A 20,532-nucleotide genomic window follows, 5' to 3' on the forward strand; every position below is an offset into this window, starting at 1 on the left:
CGAAAACCAGGAAGCAGCAGGAGAAACCCATGTCCCGACCGGTTACGTTGGCCCTCGCGGGTGCGGGCAACCGGGGCCAGACCTACGCCTCGTGGATCGAGCGGAACCCCGAGCGGGCCAGGCTGGTCGCCGTCGCCGACCCCGACCCGCACCGCCGGGGCATCATCGCGGCGGCGCACCCGGGCGTGGCGCAACACCTGACGTGGCAGGACATGCACGCCGCCGGTGTCGAGGCGGACGCGGTGATCGTGGCGACCCAGGACCGCGACCACGTCGCACCCGCCATCGCGTTCGCCCGGTCCGGCCACGACCTGCTGCTGGAGAAGCCGATCGCGCCCACCGAGCAGGAGTGCCGCGAGGTCGTCGAGGCGGTCACCGCGGCCGGGGTGCGCCTCGCGGTGTGCCACGTCCTGCGCTACACGCCCTACACCGACCTGGTGCTGGACGTGCTGCGCAGCGGGGTGCTCGGCGAGATCATGAGCGTCGACCACCTCGAACCGGTCGGCTGGTGGCACGCCGCCCACTCCTACGTGCGCGGGCCGTGGCGCAGCGAGGCGCTGGCCAGCCCGATGCTGATCGCCAAGTCGTGCCACGACGTCGACTGGCTGTCGTTCGTGACCGGCCGCCGGATCAGCCGGGTCGCGAGCTTCGGCGGGCTCGGCCACTTCCGGCCCGACCGGCGGCCCGCCGACGCCGCCGACCGCTGCCTGGACTGCCGCCTCGAACCGGAGTGCCCGTACTCCGCGCCGAAGCTGTACTTCCCGGTGCTGCGCGAGAAGGGCGCGGTGTGGCCGGTCACCGCGGTCACCGACGCCACCGACGAGGCCGGGCTGACCGAGGCGCTGCGCACCGGGCCCTACGGCCGGTGCGTGTACGCCTGCGACAACGACGTGGTCGACCACCAGGTGCTGGCGATGGAGCTGGAGGGCGGCGCGACGGCGACCTTCACCATGACCGCGTTCACCGAGCAGACCCACCGGCAGACCAGGATCTTCGGCACCCACGGCCGGCTGATCGGCGACGGCGAGCGGGTCGACGTGCTGGACTTCCGGACCGGCCGCAGTGAGGTCCGGGAGACCGACCTGGACAGCGCCATGACCGCCGGGGACGGCCACGGCGGCGGCGACGACGGCGTGATGGACGCCTTCGTCACCGCCCTGGCCACCGGGGACGACGCGCTGATCCGCTCCGGCCCGGTCGAGTCCCTGGCCAGTCACCTCGCCGTGTTCGCCGCCGAGCGCGCCCGGCACTCGGGCTCGGTCGTCGCCGTGCCCCAACCCTGAAATCACCCCCGCCCGAAAGGACCGCTATGCGACTCCGCACCACCGCGACCGCCCTGCTGGCGGCGATCGCCGCCACCACCACCGCCTGTTCCGGCGGGTCGGGGGCCGACGGCGAGCAGAACGTGACCATGTGGGTCTACCCCGTCATCCCGAACGAGCAGCAGCACCGCGCGTTCTGGGACGGGCAGGTCGCCGCGTTCGCCAAGGACCACCCGAACGTCAAGGTCAAGGTCGAGATCTACCCGTGGGCCAAGCGCGAAGAGGGCTTGACCACGGCCATCGCCGGGAACAAGGGACCCGACCTGGTGTACCTGATCCCGGACCAGATCCCCAAGTTCGCCAAGCTCCTCCAGCCGGTGGACGAGTACCTCGCCGACGACCGCAGGTCCGACTACCGGGACAACGTCAAGCAGGCCGTCACGGTCGACGGCAAGCTGCTCGGCGCGCCGGTGCTGATGGGCTCGAACCCGCTGATGTGCAACCAGAAGGTGCTCGCCGACGCCGGTGTGCAGGCGCCGAGGACGTGGGACGAGGTGCTGTCGATCGCCCCCGCGCTCAAGGCCAAGGGCTACGACGTCACCAACTACTACGGCGACCCGTCGGCGACGCTCAACCAGTCGTTCTACCCGCTGCTGTGGCAGGCGGGCGGCAACGTCTTCAACGCCGACGGCAGCAAGGTCGCGTTCGACGGCCCCGAGGGGCAGAAGGCGTTGACCTTCCTCAAGAACCTGGTCGACGGCGGGTACGTGGAGAAGGACCTGATCACCGGCATCCCGGCGTTCGAGCAGACCCACCTCGCGCAGAACAAGGTGGCCTGCACCTGGCAGCAGGTCCCGGCGGACGTGGAGTCGTTCTGGGGCGCGGAGAACATCAAGATCTACCCGCCGCTCAAGGACGCCAGGCAGGTCGGCTACGGCTCGGTCGGCGGGTTGTCGATGCTGAAGGCGTCCAAGGCGAAGGAGGCGGCGGGGCAGTGGCTCGCGTTCGCCACCAGCCCGGCGGTGACCAAGGAGTACGACACCGCTTCCGGCTACTTCTCGCCGTACAAGTCGACCGGCGCGCTGTACCCGAGCGGCCCCAAGGCCGACATGGAGAAGACCCTCGACCAGATGGTCGGCGCGCCCGTGCACGACAAGGCGCGCAACGTGATGGGCCTGCTCGCCCCGGAGATCCAGGCGGCGCTGATCGGTGCCAAGAGCCCGGCGCAGGCCCTGTCCGACGCGGCTTCGGCGGCGAACAGCCAGATCGGCAAGTAGCGATGACGGTCATCGCTGAGCGGACCTCGGGCCGCGCGCTCCCCGGACGCGGGCGCAAGCCGCGCCGGATGCGGCCCGAGGCGTGGTGGGGCCTGGTGTTCGTGCTGCCCTGCTTCCTGCTGTTCCTGGCGTTCCGGTTCGGCCCGGCGATCGCCGGCGTGCTGCTGAGCTTCTTCGAGTACACGATCGGCGACAGCCCGACCTTCACCGGGTTCGACAACTTCACGCGGATGCTCGACGACCCGCACTTCTGGCAGTCGCTGAAGGTCACCGTCCTCTTCACGGTGCTCTACCTGCCGCTGTCGGTCGGCACGTCGGTCGGGCTCGCCCTGCTGGTGCGCCGGTCCTTCCGCGGCGCGCGGGTGTTCCGCTCGATCTTCTTCCTGCCGGTGATCACCAGCCTGGTGCTCGCCGCGACGATCTTCACCTGGCTGTTCTCCTCCTCCGGCCCGCTCGGCGAACTCGTCGGCGGGTCCTGGCTGGCGTCCACGGTGCTGGTGATCCCGGCCCTGGTGCTGGTGTCGGTGTGGTCGAGGTTCGGCTACGGGATGCTGATCGTCCTGGCGCGGTTGCAGGACATCCCGCGCGAGCAGGAGGAGGCGGCGCTGGTCGACGGCGCCGGGCCGTGGAAGAGGTTCCGCTACGTGGTGCTGCCGCAGCTGCGCCCGGCGATCTTCTTCCTGGCGGTCATCGAGACCACCAACTCGTTCCAGGTGTTCGACCTGGTGTACGTGATGACCGGCGGCGGCCCGGCGCGGTCGAGCTACACCCTGGTGATGGAGCTGTACGACCAGGGGTTCCAGTACTTCGACCTGGGTTACGCCAGCGCGCTCGGCGTGGCGCTGTTCGTGCTGACCCTGTTCGTCGCGCTGCTGCAACGACTCATGATCGGGAGGGACAAGTGAGCGGATCACGGGCCCTCGAACCGGGGCGCACCGGCCGCGTGGTGCGCGCCGTGCTGCTCGGCGTCGCCTCGGTGGTGACGATCTTCCCGTTCTACGCCATGGTGGTGCTGAGCCTGAAGCCGGTGGCCGCGGTGGAGTTCCCGCGCAGCCTGCTGCCCTGGCCGGTGGACACCGGGGCGTACGAACGGGTGCTCGGCGGCGGTGACATCCCGCTGTGGACGCTCAACACGCTGATCTACTCGCTGATCAGCGTGGTGCTGGTGCTGCTGCTCTCGGCGCTGGCCGGGTACGCGTTCGCGAAGAAGCGGTTCCCCGGCAAGGAGACCATGTTCTGGTCGTTCCTGGCCATGGTCATGGTGCCCTACCACGTGACGCTGATCCCGTTGTTCGTGCTCGTCGCGGGCGTGGGCGGGGTGGACACGTACTGGGGCCTGATCGTGCCGACGCTGGCCAACGCGCAGGCCGTGTTCCTGATGCGCCAGTTCATCGGCGCGCTGCCCGACGAGCTGTTCGAGGCGGCGCGGCTGGACGGCGCGTCGGAGTGGCGGGTGTTCTCCCGGATCGTGCTGCCGCTGTGCAAGCCGATCCTGGCCACCCTGGGGCTGTTCATCTTCCTGTGGCACTGGAACGACTTCCTGTGGCCGCTGATCGTCGGCAAGAGCACCGACATGCGCACGCTGACCGTGGGCATCGCCGCGTTGCAGGAGCAGAACGTGCCCCTCAACGTCGTGCTGGCGGGCGCCACCGTGGCGTTCGTGCCGATCTTCCTCGCCTACCTGGTCGGTCAGCGCTACCTGACCGAGGGCGTCACGATGTCCGGAATCAAGGGATGAGAATGTTCGAGACCGAAGCCGCGTTGGAAGACCGGCTCACCACGCCGTCCCCGGCCCTGGTCGCCGACCTCGCGGAGGGCTCGGGCGACCTGGTCGTGCTGGGCGCGGGCGGCAAGATGGGCCCGACCCTGTGCCGGCTGGCCCGGCGCGGCCTGGACGCGGCCGGCCGCACCGGCGACGCGGTGTGGGCGGTGTCGCGCTGGTCGGACCGCTCGCAGGCGGAACTGCTGGAGCGGCACGGGGTGCGCACCGCCGCGTTCGACCTGCTGAACAACTCCGACCTGGCCGCGCTGCCGGACGCGTCGGACGTGGTGTTCATGGTGGGCGCGAAGTTCGGCACCGCCACCGCCCCGCACCTCGCCTGGGTGGTCAACGCCGCGCTGCCCGCGCGGGTCGCCGAGCGCTACGCCGGTTCCCGCATCGCCACCTTCTCCACCGGCAACGTCTACCCGTTGTCGCCGCTGGAGTCCGGCGGCTGCGTGGAGACCGATCCGGTCGGCCCGGTCGGCGAGTACGCGATGACCTGCCTGGGACGGGAGCGGGTGTTCCAGCACGCGGCCACCACGGGCACGCCGGTCAGCGTGCTGCGCCTGAACTACGCGGTCGACCTGAGGTACGGGGTCCTGGTGGACATCGGCCAGGCGGTCCTGGCGGGCGAGCCCGTCGACGTGACCACGGGGCAGGTCAACGTGGTGTGGCAGGGCTACGCCAACGAGGTCGCGCTGCGCTCGCTGGGGCACGCCTCCACCGAGACGTTCACGCTCAACCTCACCGGGCCGGAGACCGCGTCGGTCCGGAGGATCGCGTCGATGTTCGCCGAGCGCTTCGGGACCGAGGCCGAGATCGTCGGCGCGGAAGCGCCCACCGCGCTGCTCAACGACGCCACGCTGTGCCACACCCTGTTCGGCTACCCCGAGGTGCCGCTGGGCGTGCTGCTCGACTGGCAGGCCGACTGGCTGGCGCGCGGCATGCCGGTGTCCGGCAAGCCGACCAAGTTCGCCGTGCGCGACGGGAGGTTCTGAAGTGTCCCTGGCACCCCTGATGTCCGGCGCGGTCGTCCCCGCCCACCCGCTGGCGCTGACCGCCGACCGCGCGCTGGACGAGCGCCGGCAACGGGCGTTGACGCGGTACTACCTGGCGTCGGGCGCGGGCGGCGTGGCGGTCGGCGTGCACACCACGCAGTTCGAGATCCGCGCCGCCGGCCTGCTGCGGCCGGTGCTGGAACTGGCGGCCCGGACGATCGCGGAATCCGACCGCGCCGCCGAGGTCGTCAAGATCGCCGGCGCGTGCGGCCCGACCGCGCAGGCCGTGGCCGAGGCGCAGCTGGCCGCCGAACTGGGCTACGACGCCGTCCTGCTGTCGCCGCTGGTGCCCGGTGCCACCGAGGCGGACCTGCTCGACCGCGCGCGGGCCGTGGGCGAAGTGCTGCCGGTGATCGGGTTCTACCTCCAGCGGGCGATCGGCGGCCCCGACCTGTCCCGGTCGTTCTGGCGTGCGCTCGCGGACCAGCCCGGCACGGTGGCCATCAAGGTCGCGCCGTTCGACCGCTACCGGACGCTGGAGGTCGCGCACGGCGTGGCCGCCGCCGACCGCCGCGACGAAGTCGTGCTGTACACCGGGAACGACGACCACATCATCGGCGACCTGCTGGGCACGCTCCCCGGCGGCCTGCGGTTCCGGGGCGGGCTGCTCGGCCAGTGGGCGGTGTGGACCCGGGCCGCCGTGGAGATGTTCGAGAAGCTGCACACCGACCCGCTCGGGTGGTCCGCGCGGGCGGAGGAGCTGACCGACGCCAACGCCGCCGTCTTCGACTCGCTGCACGGCTTCGCCGGCTGCATCGCCGGTGTGCACGAAGTGCTGCGGCGGCAGGGACTGCTGGCCGGGACGTGGTGCCTGGACCCGGACGAGGGCCTCTCGCCGGGACAGGCCGAAGAACTGACCAGGGTGACGGCGGCCTACCCGTGGCTCGTGGACGACGACTTCGTGGCGGAGCACCGAGATGACTGGCTCGCTTGATCCCACCGCGCTGGTGTGCGTGCCACAGCCGTTGCGCGACAGGCTCTTTCCGGCAGGCGTGGGCGACGCACGCGTCCTGGACGACCCCGCCGACCTGGCGACCTCCCTGCCCGGCACCGAAATCCTGGTCACCGGCTGGGGCATGACCCCGCTGGACGGCGGGCTCCTGGACCTCGCGCCGGCTCTCAAGCTGGTCGCCCACATCGGTGCGAGCGTGAAGTTCTTCGTCACCGACGAGGTGTTCGCGCGCGGCATCAAGGTGACCCAGGCGGGGCAGGCCATGGCACGCCCGGTCGCCGAGGTGGCCCTGACCTTCACCCTGGCGCTGCTGCACCAGGTCCACCGCTTCGACCACGCCCTGCGCGGCGGCGTCGAGTGGTCGAAGGCCGAGCGGGTCCCGCCGCAGCACGAGATCCTGGGCGCGCGCATCGGCGTGGTCGGCGCGTCCCGGACCGGCCGCGCCTACCTGGACCTGGTGCGGGCGCTGGGCGCGCGAGCGCAGGTCTACGACCCGTACTTCGCGGGCGAGCCGGACGTCCCGGCCGTCCCGCTGGACGATCTGCTGAGGAGCAGCCGGATCATCGCCCTGCACGCCCCCGTGCTCCCGGAGACCAGGCACATGCTGGGCGCCCGCGAACTGTCCCTCGTCCCGGACGGCGCGGCCCTGGTGAACACCGCCCGTTCCTGGCTGGTGGACGAAGCGGCCCTGCTGGCGGAACTGCGCACCGGCCGGATCGACGCCGCGATCGACGTCTTCGACGACGAGCCGCTGCCCCGGTCACACGAGTTCCGCACGCTGCCCAACGTCCTGCTGACGCCCCACCAGGCAGCGGGAACGGTGGAGGCGCGCGAACGCCAAGGCTCCCTCGTACTGGACGAAATCGAGCGCTTCCGCACGGGCAGGCCACTACGGCACGAGGTCGGCCCCGAGTCGCTGAAGAGGATGGGTTGACCACCTTCGACACCCTGAAGGCCGCCGACATCGCGTCCCTGCACGCGTTGTGGGACAAGGCTTTCCCCGGCTCCCCGGTGATCGCCCTGCACACCCTGGACCAGCGGAACGCCTCCCGCACCTTCGTGGCCCGGGAAGGCGACGAAGTCCTGGCCGCGCTCTACTGGCTACCGCGCCCGGTCCGCGGTGACGGCCAGGTCCACCGCGCCGGCTGCGTGTCGAGCGTGGCATCCGATCCCCGGGCCAGGGGCCGTGGTCTGGTGAAACACCTGCTGGGCCTGGCGACAGCGGCGATGGCCGCCGAGAACTGCCGCTTCTCCCTGCTGTTCACCGAAACCCCCGGCGTCTACGAGGGGTCGGGCTGGTCGACCTTCGCCCGCCCGCACCTGAAGGGCGAGTTCACGTCCGGCACCCTGCCACCGGGGTGGACGGTCACCACCGGGAGCCTGGGCGACTGGCCGGTACTGGACCGGCTCCACACCCGCCACAACGCCGACCGCCCGCTGACCGTCGTGCGAACACCCCAGGACTGGGCCGACCGGGTGCCGATCTGGTACGGCCACGACCAGGTCCTCCTCCTGGAAGAACACGGCACCCCGCTCGCCTACGCCGTGGTCGACTGGCGCGACGGGGACGTGGTGGAGATCGCCCTCGCCGAAGACCGCGCCGCCGCCCCGCTGTTCACCGCGCTGACAACCGAAGCCCGAGCCCGCGACGTCCGCGAAGGCCACCTGCGCGCGCCCCTCGACCCGGCGGTGCGGGCAGCCCTGCCGGCACTCTTCCGGACCGCCGAACAGGCCGACGACCGGACCGGCATGATCCGGCCGGTACTCGGCGACGCCCGCCTGGTGGAGGATCCGCGCGCGGTCTACTGGCCGGCCGACTACTTCTGAGCCGTGGTGCGGGCTCGCCGGCGTTGGACGCCGACGAGCCCGACGTGGGTCCGGTCAGCGGGCAGCCGTGCAGTTCACGGTGCCGCTGCGCAGGGCGTGGCTGTTGGTGTTGCCGTCGTCGGCCCACAGGACCGGCTTGCGGCCGGAGGCGCAGGTGGACTGCGGGGCGATCGCGAAGCCTTCGTTGTTGTAGTTGGACATTCCGGTGGGGCGGTCGTAGGTGTTGGTCACCGTCAGGGTGCCCTGCGCGTTGACGTCCAGGGTCTTGGTGCGGCCCTGGCAGGTGTCGTCGCAGGCGGCCCAGAGGTGGCCGGTGCCCGGCTCGAATTCGAGGTCCATCACGGCGGGGAAACCGCTGGCGATGGTGGCGACCCGGGTGTAGCTGCCGCCGGACTGGGTCAGGGCGTAGGCGTAGATGGTGCCGTTGGCTTCCAGGCCGACGAAGTACAGGCCGGTGCCGTGGTTCGGGTAGCTCGCGGGGGTGTAGGCGGCGTTGGTGCGTTCGTCGCGGAAGCCCTTGGAGGTCAGGAACGAGTCCGGGACCCAGGTGATGCCTTCCAGGCCGCTGTTCGCCGCCACCGAGGGCAGGTCGGCGGTCAGGTTCCACTCGGCGTTGGCGGACAGCGTGGTGGCGGAGCCGGACGTCGGGTAGCGCAGGACCTTGAGGGCGCTCGCGCTGCCGTTGTTGTCACGTTCGGTCGCCACGAACAGGCCGTCCGGGGTGGCCACGACGCCTTCCGCGTCCGGGTCGCCGCTGCCGTTGGCGAAGCGCAGCGTCTTGCCCGAACCCCAGCCGTTGGCGGTGTCCGGACGCCACGTCGTGCCGTTGGGCACCAGGCGGTACAGGGTGCCGGGGCCGTTCTTGACCGCCCACACCACGCTCGCGCCGTCGAACGCCAGGCCGCTGAGGTTGCCGCCGAACGCGTTCGCGGCGTCGGCGTTCGCGACCGCCGAACCGCCGGGCCACGCGGCGGCGGGGTTGCCGCCCCCGGGGCACGCGTTCGCGGAACCCTTGGTGGGGGCGGTGGTCGTGGTGAACGAGCCGACGCCGTCCGCGCAGCGGCCGTAGGTCGTCGTGGCGTGCTTGGTCCAGCTGTACGAATCCACCAGGGTGCTGCCACCGGGGCGGAACAGGCGGGCCGAGTCGGCGCTGCCCAGGCCGAACACCGGGTCGACGTCCAGCGCCAGGTACCCGCCGGCGGCCACCGACGTGCCGGCCGGGACGGTGAACACGTGCGAGTTGTCGTCGTCCTTCACCACCCAGCCGGACACGTCCGCCGCCGTGGTCCCGGTGTTGACCAGCTCGACCCAGTCGCCCGGACTGCCGTCGCTGGACTCGACCTCGTTGATCCGCACGTCCGCCGCGGCCGGTGCCGCGATCGCCGGGAGGGTGGAGAACCCGACCGCCGCGACGGCCAGCACCGCAATCGTGAGACGCCTACCTGGTGCGCGCAAAGTCCGCTCCTACTCGCAGGGGGCCAACAGACACCGGAGCTGACGCTCCTCGATGCAGCTTGCTGCACACCTCCGGCCGAGAATTGAACGTCCGGCCAACAGCATCTGCACATGCGGGCGGTGCGTTGCGGGGCGGGTGCCGGACCGATCACCAAGGGCGGCTTGAGGTCGTGACGTGGCGCTATTCCTTGCCAGTGGGAAACATGATCGTCGGAGGGGTGCTGACCAGCTACGATTCCGCCCCGTGAAGCACCTCGTGGCACGGTCGGCGGCGGCACTGGTCGCGCTCGCCCTGTGCGTCGCCTGCACCAATGAGCCCGTCCGGGGCACCGGCCCGACCGGCAGCGGCACGCCGTCGACGTTCCCTCCCGACGTGGCGGCGATGCGGGAGCACGAAGTCCCCGACCCGAGGAACCTGCCGGACGACCTGTGCGGCCTGCTCACCACGTCGGAGGTCTCGGCGGCGGTCGGCGCGCCGGCGCGGGACGGGGTCGTGACCACGCCGGGCACGTGCGCGTGGGCGTTGAGCGAGGGCGCGGACGGCCGGCCGGACTCGGGACTGCTGGTGCAGGCGCCCCCGGTGGTCGCGTGGGTGGGCGACGCCGCCGAACTCGACGACCGCCCGGCGAAGCGGCAGGGCGGGCCGGGAGTGTGCCGGCTGAAAGTCCTGGTGCACACCGCGACCGGCGAGCCGGACGACCGGCCGGCGCTCGCCGTCACCCTGGTCGTGAAGGGCTCCGAGGCCGAGGTGTGCCCGGCCGCCGACGACCTCGCCCGGCGCGTGCTGGACCGCCTGCCCCCGGCCTGAGTGGCGTCCGCGCCCGGCCGGCGGGTAGTGCCAGGACTACCCCGGTCCGGCTGTGCGCGGGATCGTCGCGGGCGCGGCGCGCTCGTAGGTTTCCGGTCATGAGCAATCACAACCAGGTGGAGCAGGTTCGTACCGGCGGTGTCGCGGTGCAGGTGGTGTTGTGGCTGGTGCTGGCGGCCAGTTGTGGGGTCAACGCACTCGGTCAGTTCTTCGGCTTGGAGAACGTCTGGCGTTTGGCGGCGGGCGGTGTCGGGGTCCTGTGCGTCGTCCTGCTGGTCGTCTTCCACCTCAGGCGGCGTTCGCGGTGATGGCACGGCCTGGGGCGTGGCGGTTCGGGGTCCCGGTGGAGTTCTGCCGGGGAGGGTGTTGAGCCGGGGGCGGACGTGCTCGGCTTCGGCGGCGCGGCCCTGCGTCCGGCGTGGGGGACGGGTGCGTCCGTAGTGGTGCGCGGTCTGCCGTTCCGGTCGCAGGCCGTCCCGTCCAGCCCCCGCCCACCCGCCTTCTTCCCACGGCGGGACCGTGTCCGGTCTCCGCTTCGAGGCAACGCCGGAACGGCCTGGCGAGTATTGAAGGAGGAAGCAGAGCCACTTCTGGGGGAGGACACGTGCGCGGAGCACGTTCGTTATCGGTCGTCGCGCTGATCGCCGGGTTGTCGAACCCGGTCACGGCGCAGGCGGCCCCGGTGGTCCAGGGCCAGGCCGGGACCATCACGCTGATCACCGGCGACAAGGTGGTGGTGGACGGGCAAGGGGCGCTCGTCCGGGTCGAGGGCCGTCCGGGCGCGCGGTTCGCCCGCTACGTGCGTGACGACCACCAGTACGTCGTTCCGGAGGACGCCCTCGCCGAGGTGGCCCAGGACCGGGTGGACCGCCGGTTCTTCGACATCACGGCGTTGCGCGACTTCGGCTACGACGACGCGCACACCGACCGGATCCCGTTGCTCACCAAGGGTTTCCGCGCCGCGAGCGCCGTCCCGAAGGCCGAAGCCGCGCGGTGGTGGGCGCAACGCGCGGTGGGCGTGCGCAGCGCGGACAAGCTCTGGCTGGACGGCAAGGCGGAGGTCACGCTCGACCGGAGCGTGCCGATGGTCGGCGCGCCGGGCGCGTGGCAGGCCGGGTTCGACGGCGGCGGGGTCACCGTCGCGGTGCTGGACACCGGCTACGACCGGGCGCACCCGGAGTTGGCGGGTGTGGTCACGGCGGCCGAGGACTTCACCGGGGAGGGCGTCCAGGACACCGACGGCCACGGCACGCACGTCGCGGCCACCGTCGCCGGGCGCGGCGGCCGGTACACCGGGGTCGCCAAGGGCGCGAACCTGGCGGTCGGCAAGGTCTGCGGGGCGTTCGGCTGCCCGGAGAGCGCGGTCGTCGCCGGCATGGAGTGGGCCGCGCGCGACATCGGCGCGAAGGTGGTGAACCTGAGCCTGGGCGGCGACCAGAGCGACGGCTCCGACCCGTTGTCGCTGGCCGTGGACCGGCTCACGGCGGAGACCGGCACGCTGTTCGTGGTCGCGGCGGGCAACAACTACACCTACCGCAAGGTGTCCGGGCCCGCTGCGGCGAACGAGGCGCTGGCCGTCGCGAACCTCACCAAGCAGGGCGTGCTCGCCGAATCGTCCTCGCGCGGGCCGCGCCACGGCGACTACGCGGTCAAGCCCGACATCGCCGCGCCCGGCACGGACATCGTCGCCGCACGGGCCAGGGACACCTTGCCCGACCAGGCGGTGGACGACCTGCACGCCCGGCTGACCGGCACCTCGATGGCCGCGCCGCACGTGGCCGGCGCGGCGGCGATCCTGGCGCAGCGCAACCCGACGTGGACCGCGCGGGAACTCAAGGCGCAGCTGATGGGGTCGGTCCAGGAGGTCGCGGGCACACCGGACCACGTCGGCACCGGCCTGCTCGACGTGCGGCGCGCGGTCGGGCAGGCGGTCCGGGCCGACGTCGGCAGCTTGTCGTTCGGGCTGCTGGAATGGCCGCACACCAGCGTTGTCGACAAGACCGTGACCTACCGCAACGACGGCGACCAGCCCGTCACGCTCGACCTGCGGCACGACCTCGGGACCGGTTTCACCGTGCCGCCGACCGTCCTGGTGCCCGCGCACGGCACCGCGCCCGTCGTCGTGCGGCTCGACCCGGCCAAGGGCAACGGCACGTTCTTCGGGCACGTCAAGGCTTCCGCGCCCGGCATCGCCGTCACCACCGCCGTCGGCGCGTACGTGCAGGAGGAACGCCACGCGCTGACCGCCAAGGTGGTCGGGCGGGACGGCAAGCCGCCGCTCGACGAGTACCTGCTCCTGGTCGACCTGAAGTCCGGCCAGTCCAGCGTGCTCCGGTTGGACGCCGACGGCGTCGGCACGACCCGCCTGCCGGTCTCCGACTACGCCGTGCTCGGCCGCGTGGAACAGCACTCCCCGCTCGCCAGTTGGTACGCGCCGGTCTCGATCACCGACGTCGCGGGCGGGATCTCGCTGACCCGGGACGTGTCGGTCGAGGTGAACGCCAAGCAGGGCAAGCCGATCGCGGTCGACCTCGGCGACGACCGGGTGCGCCCCCTGCACCGCGACGTCGACCTGAGCGTGCCGACGGCACCCGGCCGGAACTCCGGCGTCGGCGGCGCGGTCGAGGGTTCCACGCCGGTCTACGGCCTGTCGTTCGGCGATCCGTTGCCCCAGTTGAACTACGCGACCACGGTCAAGGCCGCGCAGCCCCGGGTTTCGTTGCGGGAGTTCGATTTCCCGGTGCGCTACGCCGACTCCAGCCCGTACTTCGCGCCCGGCCCGCACAAGCTGCGCACCGCCGAGCGCGACGGCGACGTCAAGGGCGCGCTCGTGGTCACCGACCTCGGCGGAGAGGACATCTACGCGGTGTCCCAGCGGTTGAAGGACGCCGGTGCGGCGGCCGTGCTGCTGCTCGGCCCGTTGCCGCTGCCCGGTGATCCGCCGACCGCCCTGCCCGTGCTGTCCGCCGCCGACCACACCGCGACGGACCTGGTCCGCCGGATCGGCCGCCAGGTCACGATCGCCGCCGTCGACACCTCGCCGGTCGGCTACAACCTGTTCTACCCGGAGCAGGGCGCGCTGCCGGCCGGGCGGACCTACCGGGTGCGGCCCGGAGAGCTGGCCGAGGTCAAGGCGGAGTACCGCTCGTCGGGCGCGGACGGCCTGGTGCGCCAACGCCTCTACCCGATGCGCTCCGGTGTCGCGGCGCGGAACCTGGCCACCGTCATGGACGAAGCGCTCGTCGCGCCCGCGGCACGCACCGAGTACTACAGCGCGGGCGACGGGATCGGTTGGTACCAGGAGGGTTTCGTCGGCCGAATGTTCGGCGCGGACGCGCGTGACCCGCTGGTCGGGATCTGGTCGGATGTCGAACCCTCGGTGTTCCAGCGCGGCCGGCGGTACCAGCGCACGTGGGGCGCGGCGGTCGGCGCCCCTCGGCTCGACACGCCCGCGGTGGTGTCGTGGGCGACCGGCGGCGGTGTGTCCCGCAACGGCGACACCATCGAGGCCAAGGTGTCGCCGTTCGCGACGTCGCGCGCCGTGGAAGCGTGGGTCCGCAGCGGGTTCGGCACCATGGAACTCAAGCGCGACGGCGCTTCCCTCGGCGTGGCCTGGGATCCGTGGCAGGGCCGGTGGGAGGTGCCCGCCGGGCCCGGCCGCTACGAACTAGCGCTCAACGCGTCCCGAGGCGCGCCGCAGGTGGAGCTGTCGACCGCCGTCCAGACGGTCTGGGGCTTCACCAGCGACGGCGCGACCGATCGGCCGCCGCTGCTGCAGGTCGACTACAAGCTCCAGCTCGACGCCCGCAACAGCGCTCGGGCCGGTACGCCGCTGCCGATCGGGTTCACCGTGTCGCGGCAGGCCGGGGCGGGCCGGGCGACCGTGCGGGAGGTCAAGGCGTTCGCGTCGTTCGACGACGGGACGACCTGGGTGCCGGTCCGGTCCGTCGTCCCGCGCGGCGGCCGGGCCGGCGACTTCGTGTCGCTGCGGGTGGTCGCCTCGGACACGGACGGCAACACCGTCGACCAGACGGTCCTGAGGGCCTACCGGCTCCGGGCGTGAGGCCCGCCGGTGGGGGCCGTCGAACGGCCCCCACCAGCGTGGTTGCCGGCGACACACCGGCCGGACTCTGCCAGACTGGCGAGGTGAGAACCCTTCGCCGGGTGGGGACGGTACTGCTGCTGCTCGCGACGCTGTCGGCGTGCCTCATACCCGGCAACAAGGCGCGTGCCGCCGCGTACACGCACTGCATGCGCGCCAACGGTGTCCAGTTGGCGGACGCCGTGGTGCGCGCGGACGGCACGGTCAGGATCGGCGCGTACCCGCCCGGCACGGACGCCGAACGGCTCAACGCCGCGCGTGGCGCGTGCCGCAAGCACGCCCCGACCAGCTACACCACCCGCCTGGACCCCAGGGCCAAGGTGAACGCCCGCAAGCAGGGCGCGTGCCTGCGCAAGCGCGGCGTGCCCAGGGACGGGTTGCGCGAGCGGTCCGCCACCTACCGGTACAACCCCGCCTGGCGGGAGGCGGTCATCCTGTGCGGCGACGCCTACACCTACCTCAAGCCCGGCCACGACGGCGTCGGCAACTGATCAGCCGCACCGCCACAGGGTCGGGCTGGAGTACGACGCCGAGCCGACCACGCTGCGACCGCCGATCGTGCCGTCGTCGGCGGACACCTCGACGCTCGGCTGCGCGGTCAGCCGCGCCGTCGTGGTGCCGAGCTGCCAGACGGCGTAACCGGCGGGCGCGGCGGTGGACCAGCCGACCGACTGGCCGGAGCGGTTGACCGAGGACAGGTAGGCGCTGCCCGCCGGCCGGGACGGGGTGCCGTCGCGGTCCCACAGCACGCCCTTGCCGTTCGTGCCCGACGCCGGGTACGTCTCGCCGACCACACGGCCGTTGGCCAGCCCGTTGCCCCGCACGGTGGTCGTGTCCGACGGGTTGGCGAGCTTGCGGGCCGTGCCCGCCTTCCACAGGTACAGGGCGGTGGCGGCGAACGCGTCGTCGCGCCTCGGGTAGTACTCCACCAGGACCGTGCCGTCCTGGTCGACCGCCTTCGCCTTGGCCTGCCCGGAAGCCGGCAGACCGGTCAGCACGACCGGCGCGGAACCGTTGGCGGGCCACAGGACGGGCGCGTAGACGGCCCACGGCGCGGTGTCCGGCGGGACGCTCGACACGCTGCCGACGACGTCGCCCGCGTCGTTGACGCCCTCGGCCTGCGCGCCGGTCGCGCCCGCCGGCAGGGGCAGCGCCTCCAGCCGGCCGCCGACCGAGCGGAAGCCCTTGGGGCCCGCCGCCCAGCCGACCACGGTGCCCTGGCGGTTCACCCCGGTCACCACCACGTCGCTGCCCGCGCCGGCGAGTTGGCCGAGGTCGGTGACCTGGCCGTGCTGCCAGCGCAGCGCACGCGCGCTGTAGGACCAGCCCTTGACGCTGTAGCCGTAGCCCGCGTAGCCGCCGGCGCTGTCCGCCGCCGTGACGGAGCCGCCGGGCACGCCCGAGGGCAGCGGCAGGTAACTCGTCGTGCACGTCGCGGCGGTGGCCGCCGGGGTGGTGAGCACGGCGATCGCGAGCGCCGCGATGGCCGCGGCGGTCGTGCGTTTGACGGTCATGGTGCTCCTCGGAAGGGGGAAGAAGTCCGACGACCACACCGTCTGGCCGCTGCCTGACCGCCGGCTGACCGCGTGCTGACCGGAACCCGGCGTGACGGGTCGGTCGCGAGTTCACCCGGCAGCACGGAGTCGTCGTAGGCATGCCGGACCCCGGGCGTCGCCACGGGAGCCGGCGAGGCCGGCACCCCGCGACATCACCGCCGGCGCCGCCGGTTGAGGCGGTGTGCGCCGAGGGTTCCCGCGCCCAGCGCGGCCGTCAGCGCCGTCATGACCGGCCCGGTGGCCACGAGCACGACCAGCCCGGCCAGCACGAGGGCGGCGAGGATCAGCAGGCGCAGGAACGGTCCCCAGGCGCGTTCCCGGGTCAGGTCGAGCACCGCGAACGCCAGTCGCCACTGGGGCGGGTCGTCAGGCCGGGCGCGCACTGGTCACTCCCTCCTGCCTGCTGTACCGGACGGTCACCAGGCGCCCCGTGCTCACCCTCACGGTGACCGGATCGCCGCGGCGGTAGGCGCGGTAGCGGCTGCGGGGCATGGCCAGGATCGCCTGCTCCACCTCGACCGGCTCCGCCACGTCCCCGACCACCACCAGCAACCGTCGTCGCTGCGACCGCCGCAGGCGGATCGCCCAGGACGTCCACACCTGCACCGGCATGTGCAGCGTCAGGCTGCGCAGGAAACGACGCCGCTCGCGGCTGTCGCCCAGGTCGTACAGGTAGGCGGTGTTGCTGCACAGCCACAGTGCCGCCTCCTCGCGCGGCAGCAGGACACCCAGTCGCCCCAACACGGATGCCCGCCGCTGCTCGCTGATGTCGCACAACCCGAGCACCTGGCTCGCCCACCGGACCACCATCGCCGCGCCGAACACCACCCCGGCCAGCGTGTAGACGGCGAACACCCCCATCGCGATCACCGCGCTGCCACCGACCACGAGTTCCAGAGCGCGCTGCCAGAGGCCGAATTCCGCCAACGCACCAGCCGTGACAGCTCCACCGGCAGCGCTCCACGGCCGCGCGCCCCGAGGAAGCAGGCAGCCGACCAGGACCCCGGTCAGGCAACCGGCTGCCGCACCGCCGAAGGTGCCGGGGAACGTGCTCACCCACAACACCCCGCACACCGCAGCGAACACCTTGCGGCGCGTGCACCGGGTGCGCAACGGGACGCTGGTCCACCATCGGAACGTCCCCGGCTCCCGTTCGCCCGCAGCCGAGCGCTGCGCCAGCCACCAACGCGCCAGCGAGACGAAGGCGCAGCAGGCGACGAGGAACACCGCACTCGCCACCACGACCATCGGCAACGAGTCGTCCACGGCGAGCGCCCCGGCTCCGGCGACCACGCCGAAGACCCCGACCGCACCGGTGACACGCGGGCGCGGGGAGGACATCGCGTCGCGTCCCATCTCAGCCCTCCTCGGTCCGCAGCAGCCGGACGATGCCGGCCCGCCGCCGGTCGGCCTTGCTCAACGCCGCCTGCGCCTTCGCCACGCCGTCGGGGGTGAGGCGGTAGTAGCGGCGAGGGGGCCTGCCCCGCTCGGCCGGGTCGAGGGGCTCCCAGCGGTCCAACACCCAGCCCGCGTCCAGAAGTCGTTGCAGCGTCGGGTAAACAGTCCCCGGTGGGAGTTCGGACGCCTTGATCACGTCCAGCCCGTACACCTCGTCGTCGCCCGCGGACAGCAGCACCTGCAACACCAGGAGCGTCTGCACGGTCATGCGGGGATCGGCCATACCTCAAGTCTATATGGCTCGTACTCGATATAGGGTCGTCTGATCGGGTGGCGTGGACGAGCACACGGGCGGCGGGACACCGCTCTCGTCTTCCCCGTCCGCACCGGAGACCGGCCCGGAAAAGTGAGGAACCCGCATGTGCGCGGTCCGGTCTTGGCTACTGTGATCCGGTCGGTATGAGCCTTTCGTGCCGGAAGTCGTCCCGAAACGAGTGCCGATGTTGACCGAGTTCCTGCGCGACCAGTGCTTCACCACGGCGTGGTTCGGGCTGATGGCCTTCGTGTGGTTCGGCTGGTCCCAGGAGGACCCGCCGCGCTCGTGGCGGGTCCTCCTGGGCGTCGGGTCGGGGCTCGGGGTCGCGTTCGCCGGCGCGTTCGGCGTGCTGACGGCGCTGAACTGGGACCAGCCGACCGCGTTGCAGGGCAAGTACGCGTGGTTCGGCGTGCTGGTCGCCGCCGAGGTGGTGCTGGCCGGGGCCGGCTGCCTGCTGCTGGCCCGGCGCGGGCGGTCGCGGTGGATGGCGTGGTGGGTCGCGGTCGTCGTGGCGCTGCACTTCCTGCCGCTGGCGCTGCTCCTGCGCGATTTCGGCGTGGCCGCGGTGGGCGTGGTCCAGCTCGCCGCGCTCGGCTGGGCCGTGCCGCGCCTGCGGGAGGCCACCACGACCACCAGCCGGCTCGCCGGGCCGGTCATGGGCGTGAGCCTGCTGCTCGGTGCGGCGGTCGGCGCGGCGGTCGCGCTGCCGAACCTGTAGTCCCGGCAACACGAACGGCCCCGGGGAGGCCGGGGCCGTTCGTGGCAGGGGCACGATGGTCAGAGGGTCAGCGACCAGCTGTCGACCGTGCCGGTGTCCTTCGCCGCCGTGTCCTGCACCCGCAGCTTCCAGGTGCCCGCACGGGGTTCCGACGACAGGTCGACGGTGGTCGAGCCGGTCACGTTGTCGGCGCTGTCGTCGGCGTCGGCGTTCTTGATCCGGTAGGCGCTGCCGTCCGGCGCGATCAGGTCGATCACCAGGTCGCCCCGGTAGGTGTGCAGGATCGACACCGCGACCGAGCTGGTGGCCGACGCGTTCCCGGTGCAGGAGCTGGAGATCGGGCTCTCCACCGTGCTGTTGTCGGCGATCGCCGCGTCGGTGCCGTTGGACAGCGTCGCGCAGGTCGTGCCGCCGCCGCCGAGGACGGCGCCGGACTTCAGCGTCCACGTGTCGATCCGGCCGGTGTCGTTGACCTCGACGTCCTGCACGCGCAGCTTCCACGTGCCCGCCGCGGCCTTGCCGGCGAGGTTGACCGGGAACGTCCTGACCAGGTTGTCGGCGTCGCCGCCGGCCTTGTCGTGCAGCACGTACGCGGCACCGTCCGGCGCGATCAGCGACACGACCAGGTCACCGATGTAGGTGTGCGGGATGTTCACGTCGACGGTCGCGCTCGCCGACGCCGTGCCGCACCGCGCGTCCAGGGTGATCGGGCTCTCCGCGGTCGCGTTGTCGTTGACCGCGAAGTCCGTGTCGTTGCGCCCCTCGCAGCCGGTGGGCGGCGGGGTCGTGCCGTTCATGAACGCGGTGTACAGCAGGCGGTTCGGCGAGCTGCCGATGCCGGTGAGCTTGTTCGGCGTGGCGTTGGCGACCAGCGCGTCGCGCACCGCCGCCGGGGTCGCCGACGGGTTCTGCCCCAGGTACACCGCCGCCGCGCCCGCCACGTGCGGGGACGCCATCGACGTGCCGGTCATGGTCGCCGAGCCGGTGGTGCCGGTGTGCGACGCCGACACGATGTTCTCGCCCGGCGCGAACAGGTCCAGGCAGGTGCCGTGGTTGCTGGACGAGGACCGGGCGTCGTTGCGGTTCGCGTTGCCCACGGTGACCGCTTCGGGCACGGCCTGCGGGCTGTAGAAGCAGGCGTCGTCGGTCGAGTTCCCGGCTGCCTGCACGAACTGCACGCCGCTCGCGATCAGCGACTTGACCGCGTTGTCGACGGTGGCGTCCGAGCACCGCTGCGAGCAGCCGATGCTGTAGTTCACCACGGCGGGCTTCACGGCGTTGGTCTTGACCCAGTTGATGCCCGCGATGATGTCGTCGTTCGAGCCGGAGCCGCCGCAGTCGAGCACCCGGACGGCGTGGATCGTGGCCTTCTTCGCGATCCCGTAGGACGTGCCGGCCGCCGACCCCGCGACGTGCGTGCCGTGGCCGTGGCAGTCCTGCGGGGTGGAGTCGTTGTCCACGATGTCCGCGCCGGCCGCGATCCGACCGGTGAAGTCGACGTGGTTGGCGTTGATGCCGGTGTCCAGCACGTACACGTGCGCGCCCTGGCCGGGGTTGGCCGGGTAGCTGAACGTGCTGTTCAACGGCAAGTCGCGCTGGTCGATCCGGTCGTCGCCCCAGTTCGGCGGGTTGTTCTGGGTGTCCAGGGCGACCACGCGGTGCGCCTGCTCGACCGAGGCCACGTCCGGGTCGCCCGCCACGGCCTCGGCCTGCGCGGGTGTCATCTCGGCCGAGTAGCCGTTGATGATCTCCAGGTTGTGCCGGACCCGCCCGCCGTGCCTGCCGGTGACCGAGGTCGCCGACCTGGTGCTGCTCTTGAGCTTGACGATGTAACGACCCTTGATCGCGCCGGGCCCGTCCGCGCCCTGGATCGTCACGTCTGCGGACGCCGGGACCGCAGCGGTGGTCGTGACGACCGCTGCGGCGATCGCCATCACCGCCGCCCGCAAAAGCGTGTTCTTCATTCTTGCCGGGTTCCTCACTGTGCAGGGATGAGCGCGCACGACCGAACCGGCCGGTCCGCCCGGCTCGGCAGCTGAAA

19 protein-coding genes are annotated in these 20,532 nt (G+C 72.2%); 13 read left to right on the forward strand and 6 right to left on the reverse strand.

Annotated elements, in window-relative coordinates:
* Window positions 1-29 precede the first annotated feature (29 nt).
* Genes AC0HI0_RS47065 through AC0HI0_RS47100 form a run of 8 tightly spaced genes read left to right on the forward strand, consistent with a single transcriptional unit; the run spans window position 30 to window position 8,138 of the window.
* A complete protein-coding gene (locus AC0HI0_RS47065) occupies window positions 30-1,283 on the forward strand; it encodes a Gfo/Idh/MocA family protein (protein WP_480929947.1) in 1,254 nt (417 codons plus the stop codon).
* A 26-nt stretch (window positions 1,284-1,309) separates the two neighbouring features.
* Complete coding sequence (locus AC0HI0_RS47070; RefSeq protein WP_480929948.1) at window positions 1,310-2,539, forward strand: ABC transporter substrate-binding protein; 1,230 nt, start codon at window positions 1,310-1,312, stop codon at window positions 2,537-2,539.
* Between the two features lie 2 nt (window positions 2,540-2,541).
* Window positions 2,542-3,444, forward strand: coding sequence for a carbohydrate ABC transporter permease (locus tag AC0HI0_RS47075; RefSeq protein WP_480929949.1), 903 nt, complete (start codon window positions 2,542-2,544; stop codon window positions 3,442-3,444).
* The gene (locus AC0HI0_RS47080) at window positions 3,441-4,277 is read left to right on the forward strand and encodes a carbohydrate ABC transporter permease (protein ID WP_480929950.1); all 837 of its coding nucleotides are present in this window, start codon (window positions 3,441-3,443) and stop codon (window positions 4,275-4,277) included. Before AC0HI0_RS47075 ends, AC0HI0_RS47080 begins: the two co-directional genes overlap by 4 nt.
* 2 nt (window positions 4,278-4,279) lie before the next feature.
* The gene (locus tag AC0HI0_RS47085) at window positions 4,280-5,299 is read left to right on the forward strand and encodes an NAD-dependent epimerase/dehydratase family protein (RefSeq protein ID WP_480929951.1); all 1,020 of its coding nucleotides are present in this window, start codon (window positions 4,280-4,282) and stop codon (window positions 5,297-5,299) included.
* Window position 5,300: 1 nt separating this feature from the next.
* Complete coding sequence (locus tag AC0HI0_RS47090) at window positions 5,301-6,293, forward strand: dihydrodipicolinate synthase family protein (RefSeq protein WP_480929952.1); 993 nt, start codon at window positions 5,301-5,303, stop codon at window positions 6,291-6,293.
* A gap of 58 nt (window positions 6,294-6,351) precedes the next feature.
* Window positions 6,352-7,245, forward strand: a complete 894-nt coding sequence (locus AC0HI0_RS47095; protein WP_480929953.1) for a hydroxyacid dehydrogenase — start codon at window positions 6,352-6,354, stop codon at window positions 7,243-7,245.
* Window positions 7,242-8,138: a GNAT family N-acetyltransferase gene (locus tag AC0HI0_RS47100; protein WP_480929954.1), complete on the forward strand. Its 897-nt coding sequence runs from the start codon at window positions 7,242-7,244 to the stop codon at window positions 8,136-8,138. Before AC0HI0_RS47095 ends, AC0HI0_RS47100 begins: the two co-directional genes overlap by 4 nt.
* A 54-nt stretch (window positions 8,139-8,192) precedes the next feature.
* On the opposite strand, the gene AC0HI0_RS47105 is transcribed toward AC0HI0_RS47100, so the two are convergent.
* Window positions 8,193-9,560, reverse strand: a complete 1,368-nt coding sequence (locus AC0HI0_RS47105) for a lamin tail domain-containing protein (protein ID WP_480929955.1) — start codon at window positions 9,558-9,560, stop codon at window positions 8,193-8,195.
* 277 nt (window positions 9,561-9,837) lie between these two features.
* On the opposite strand from AC0HI0_RS47105, the gene AC0HI0_RS47110 reads away from it, so the two are divergent.
* The 4 genes from AC0HI0_RS47110 to AC0HI0_RS47125 all read left to right on the forward strand — a co-directional run bounded on the left by AC0HI0_RS47110 (window position 9,838) and on the right by AC0HI0_RS47125 (window position 14,994).
* Window positions 9,838-10,401, forward strand: a complete 564-nt coding sequence (locus AC0HI0_RS47110; RefSeq protein ID WP_480929956.1) for a hypothetical protein — start codon at window positions 9,838-9,840, stop codon at window positions 10,399-10,401.
* Between the two features lie 98 nt (window positions 10,402-10,499).
* Window positions 10,500-10,709: a hypothetical protein gene (locus tag AC0HI0_RS47115; protein ID WP_480929957.1), complete on the forward strand. Its 210-nt coding sequence runs from the start codon at window positions 10,500-10,502 to the stop codon at window positions 10,707-10,709.
* A gap of 296 nt (window positions 10,710-11,005) precedes the next feature.
* Complete coding sequence (locus AC0HI0_RS47120) at window positions 11,006-14,464, forward strand: S8 family serine peptidase (protein WP_480929958.1); 3,459 nt, start codon at window positions 11,006-11,008, stop codon at window positions 14,462-14,464.
* A 101-nt stretch (window positions 14,465-14,565) separates the two neighbouring features.
* Window positions 14,566-14,994: a hypothetical protein gene (locus tag AC0HI0_RS47125; protein WP_480929959.1), complete on the forward strand. Its 429-nt coding sequence runs from the start codon at window positions 14,566-14,568 to the stop codon at window positions 14,992-14,994.
* On the opposite strand, the gene AC0HI0_RS47130 is transcribed toward AC0HI0_RS47125, so the two are convergent.
* The 4 genes from AC0HI0_RS47130 to AC0HI0_RS47145 form a co-directional block, all read right to left on the reverse strand.
* A complete protein-coding gene (locus tag AC0HI0_RS47130) occupies window positions 14,995-16,017 on the reverse strand; it encodes a hypothetical protein (RefSeq protein WP_480929960.1) in 1,023 nt (340 codons plus the stop codon).
* Between the two features lie 194 nt (window positions 16,018-16,211).
* Complete coding sequence (locus tag AC0HI0_RS47135; protein ID WP_480929961.1) at window positions 16,212-16,442, reverse strand: hypothetical protein; 231 nt, start codon at window positions 16,440-16,442, stop codon at window positions 16,212-16,214.
* The gene (locus tag AC0HI0_RS47140) at window positions 16,426-17,415 is read right to left on the reverse strand and encodes a hypothetical protein (RefSeq protein ID WP_480929962.1); all 990 of its coding nucleotides are present in this window, start codon (window positions 17,413-17,415) and stop codon (window positions 16,426-16,428) included. The genes AC0HI0_RS47135 and AC0HI0_RS47140 overlap by 17 nt, the downstream gene beginning before the upstream one ends.
* Window position 17,416: 1 nt before the next feature.
* Window positions 17,417-17,740 carry a helix-turn-helix transcriptional regulator gene (locus AC0HI0_RS47145; RefSeq protein WP_480929963.1) on the reverse strand — a complete coding sequence of 108 codons (324 nt, stop codon included), beginning with the start codon at window positions 17,738-17,740 and terminating at the stop codon, window positions 17,417-17,419.
* Window positions 17,741-17,957: 217 nt separating this feature from the next.
* Here AC0HI0_RS47145 and AC0HI0_RS47150 point away from each other — a divergent pair, with 217 nt between their 5' ends.
* Window positions 17,958-18,491 (forward strand): hypothetical protein, encoded by a 534-nt coding sequence (locus AC0HI0_RS47150; protein WP_480929964.1) that lies wholly within the window; start codon window positions 17,958-17,960, stop codon window positions 18,489-18,491.
* 59 nt (window positions 18,492-18,550) lie between these two features.
* On the opposite strand, the gene AC0HI0_RS47155 is transcribed toward AC0HI0_RS47150, so the two are convergent.
* Window positions 18,551-20,455: a S8 family peptidase gene (locus AC0HI0_RS47155; RefSeq protein ID WP_480929965.1), complete on the reverse strand. Its 1,905-nt coding sequence runs from the start codon at window positions 20,453-20,455 to the stop codon at window positions 18,551-18,553.
* Window positions 20,456-20,532: the final 77 nt, after the last annotated feature.

The sequence above is a fragment of the Saccharothrix sp. NBAS 001 genome, assembly GCF_056640475.1.

Bases quoted from the DNA above. Each gene is read 5' to 3' on its own strand.
- AC0HI0_RS47065 (WP_480929947.1), top strand. From the start codon at position 30: ATGTCCCGACCGGTTACGTTGGCCCTCGCGGGTGCGGGCAACCGGGGC.
- AC0HI0_RS47070 (WP_480929948.1), top strand. From the start codon at position 1,310: ATGCGACTCCGCACCACCGCGACCGCCCTGCTGGCGGCGATCGCCGCC.
- AC0HI0_RS47075 (WP_480929949.1), top strand. From the start codon at position 2,542: ATGACGGTCATCGCTGAGCGGACCTCGGGCCGCGCGCTCCCCGGACGC.
- AC0HI0_RS47085 (WP_480929951.1), top strand. From the start codon at position 4,280: ATGTTCGAGACCGAAGCCGCGTTGGAAGACCGGCTCACCACGCCGTCC.
- AC0HI0_RS47115 (WP_480929957.1), top strand. From the start codon at position 10,500: ATGAGCAATCACAACCAGGTGGAGCAGGTTCGTACCGGCGGTGTCGCG.
- AC0HI0_RS47130 (WP_480929960.1), bottom strand. From the start codon at position 16,017: ATGACCGTCAAACGCACGACCGCCGCGGCCATCGCGGCGCTCGCGATC.
- AC0HI0_RS47140 (WP_480929962.1), bottom strand. From the start codon at position 17,415: ATGGGACGCGACGCGATGTCCTCCCCGCGCCCGCGTGTCACCGGTGCG.
- AC0HI0_RS47145 (WP_480929963.1), bottom strand. From the start codon at position 17,740: ATGGCCGATCCCCGCATGACCGTGCAGACGCTCCTGGTGTTGCAGGTG.
- AC0HI0_RS47150 (WP_480929964.1), top strand. From the start codon at position 17,958: ATGTTGACCGAGTTCCTGCGCGACCAGTGCTTCACCACGGCGTGGTTC.
- AC0HI0_RS47155 (WP_480929965.1), bottom strand. From the start codon at position 20,455: ATGAAGAACACGCTTTTGCGGGCGGCGGTGATGGCGATCGCCGCAGCG.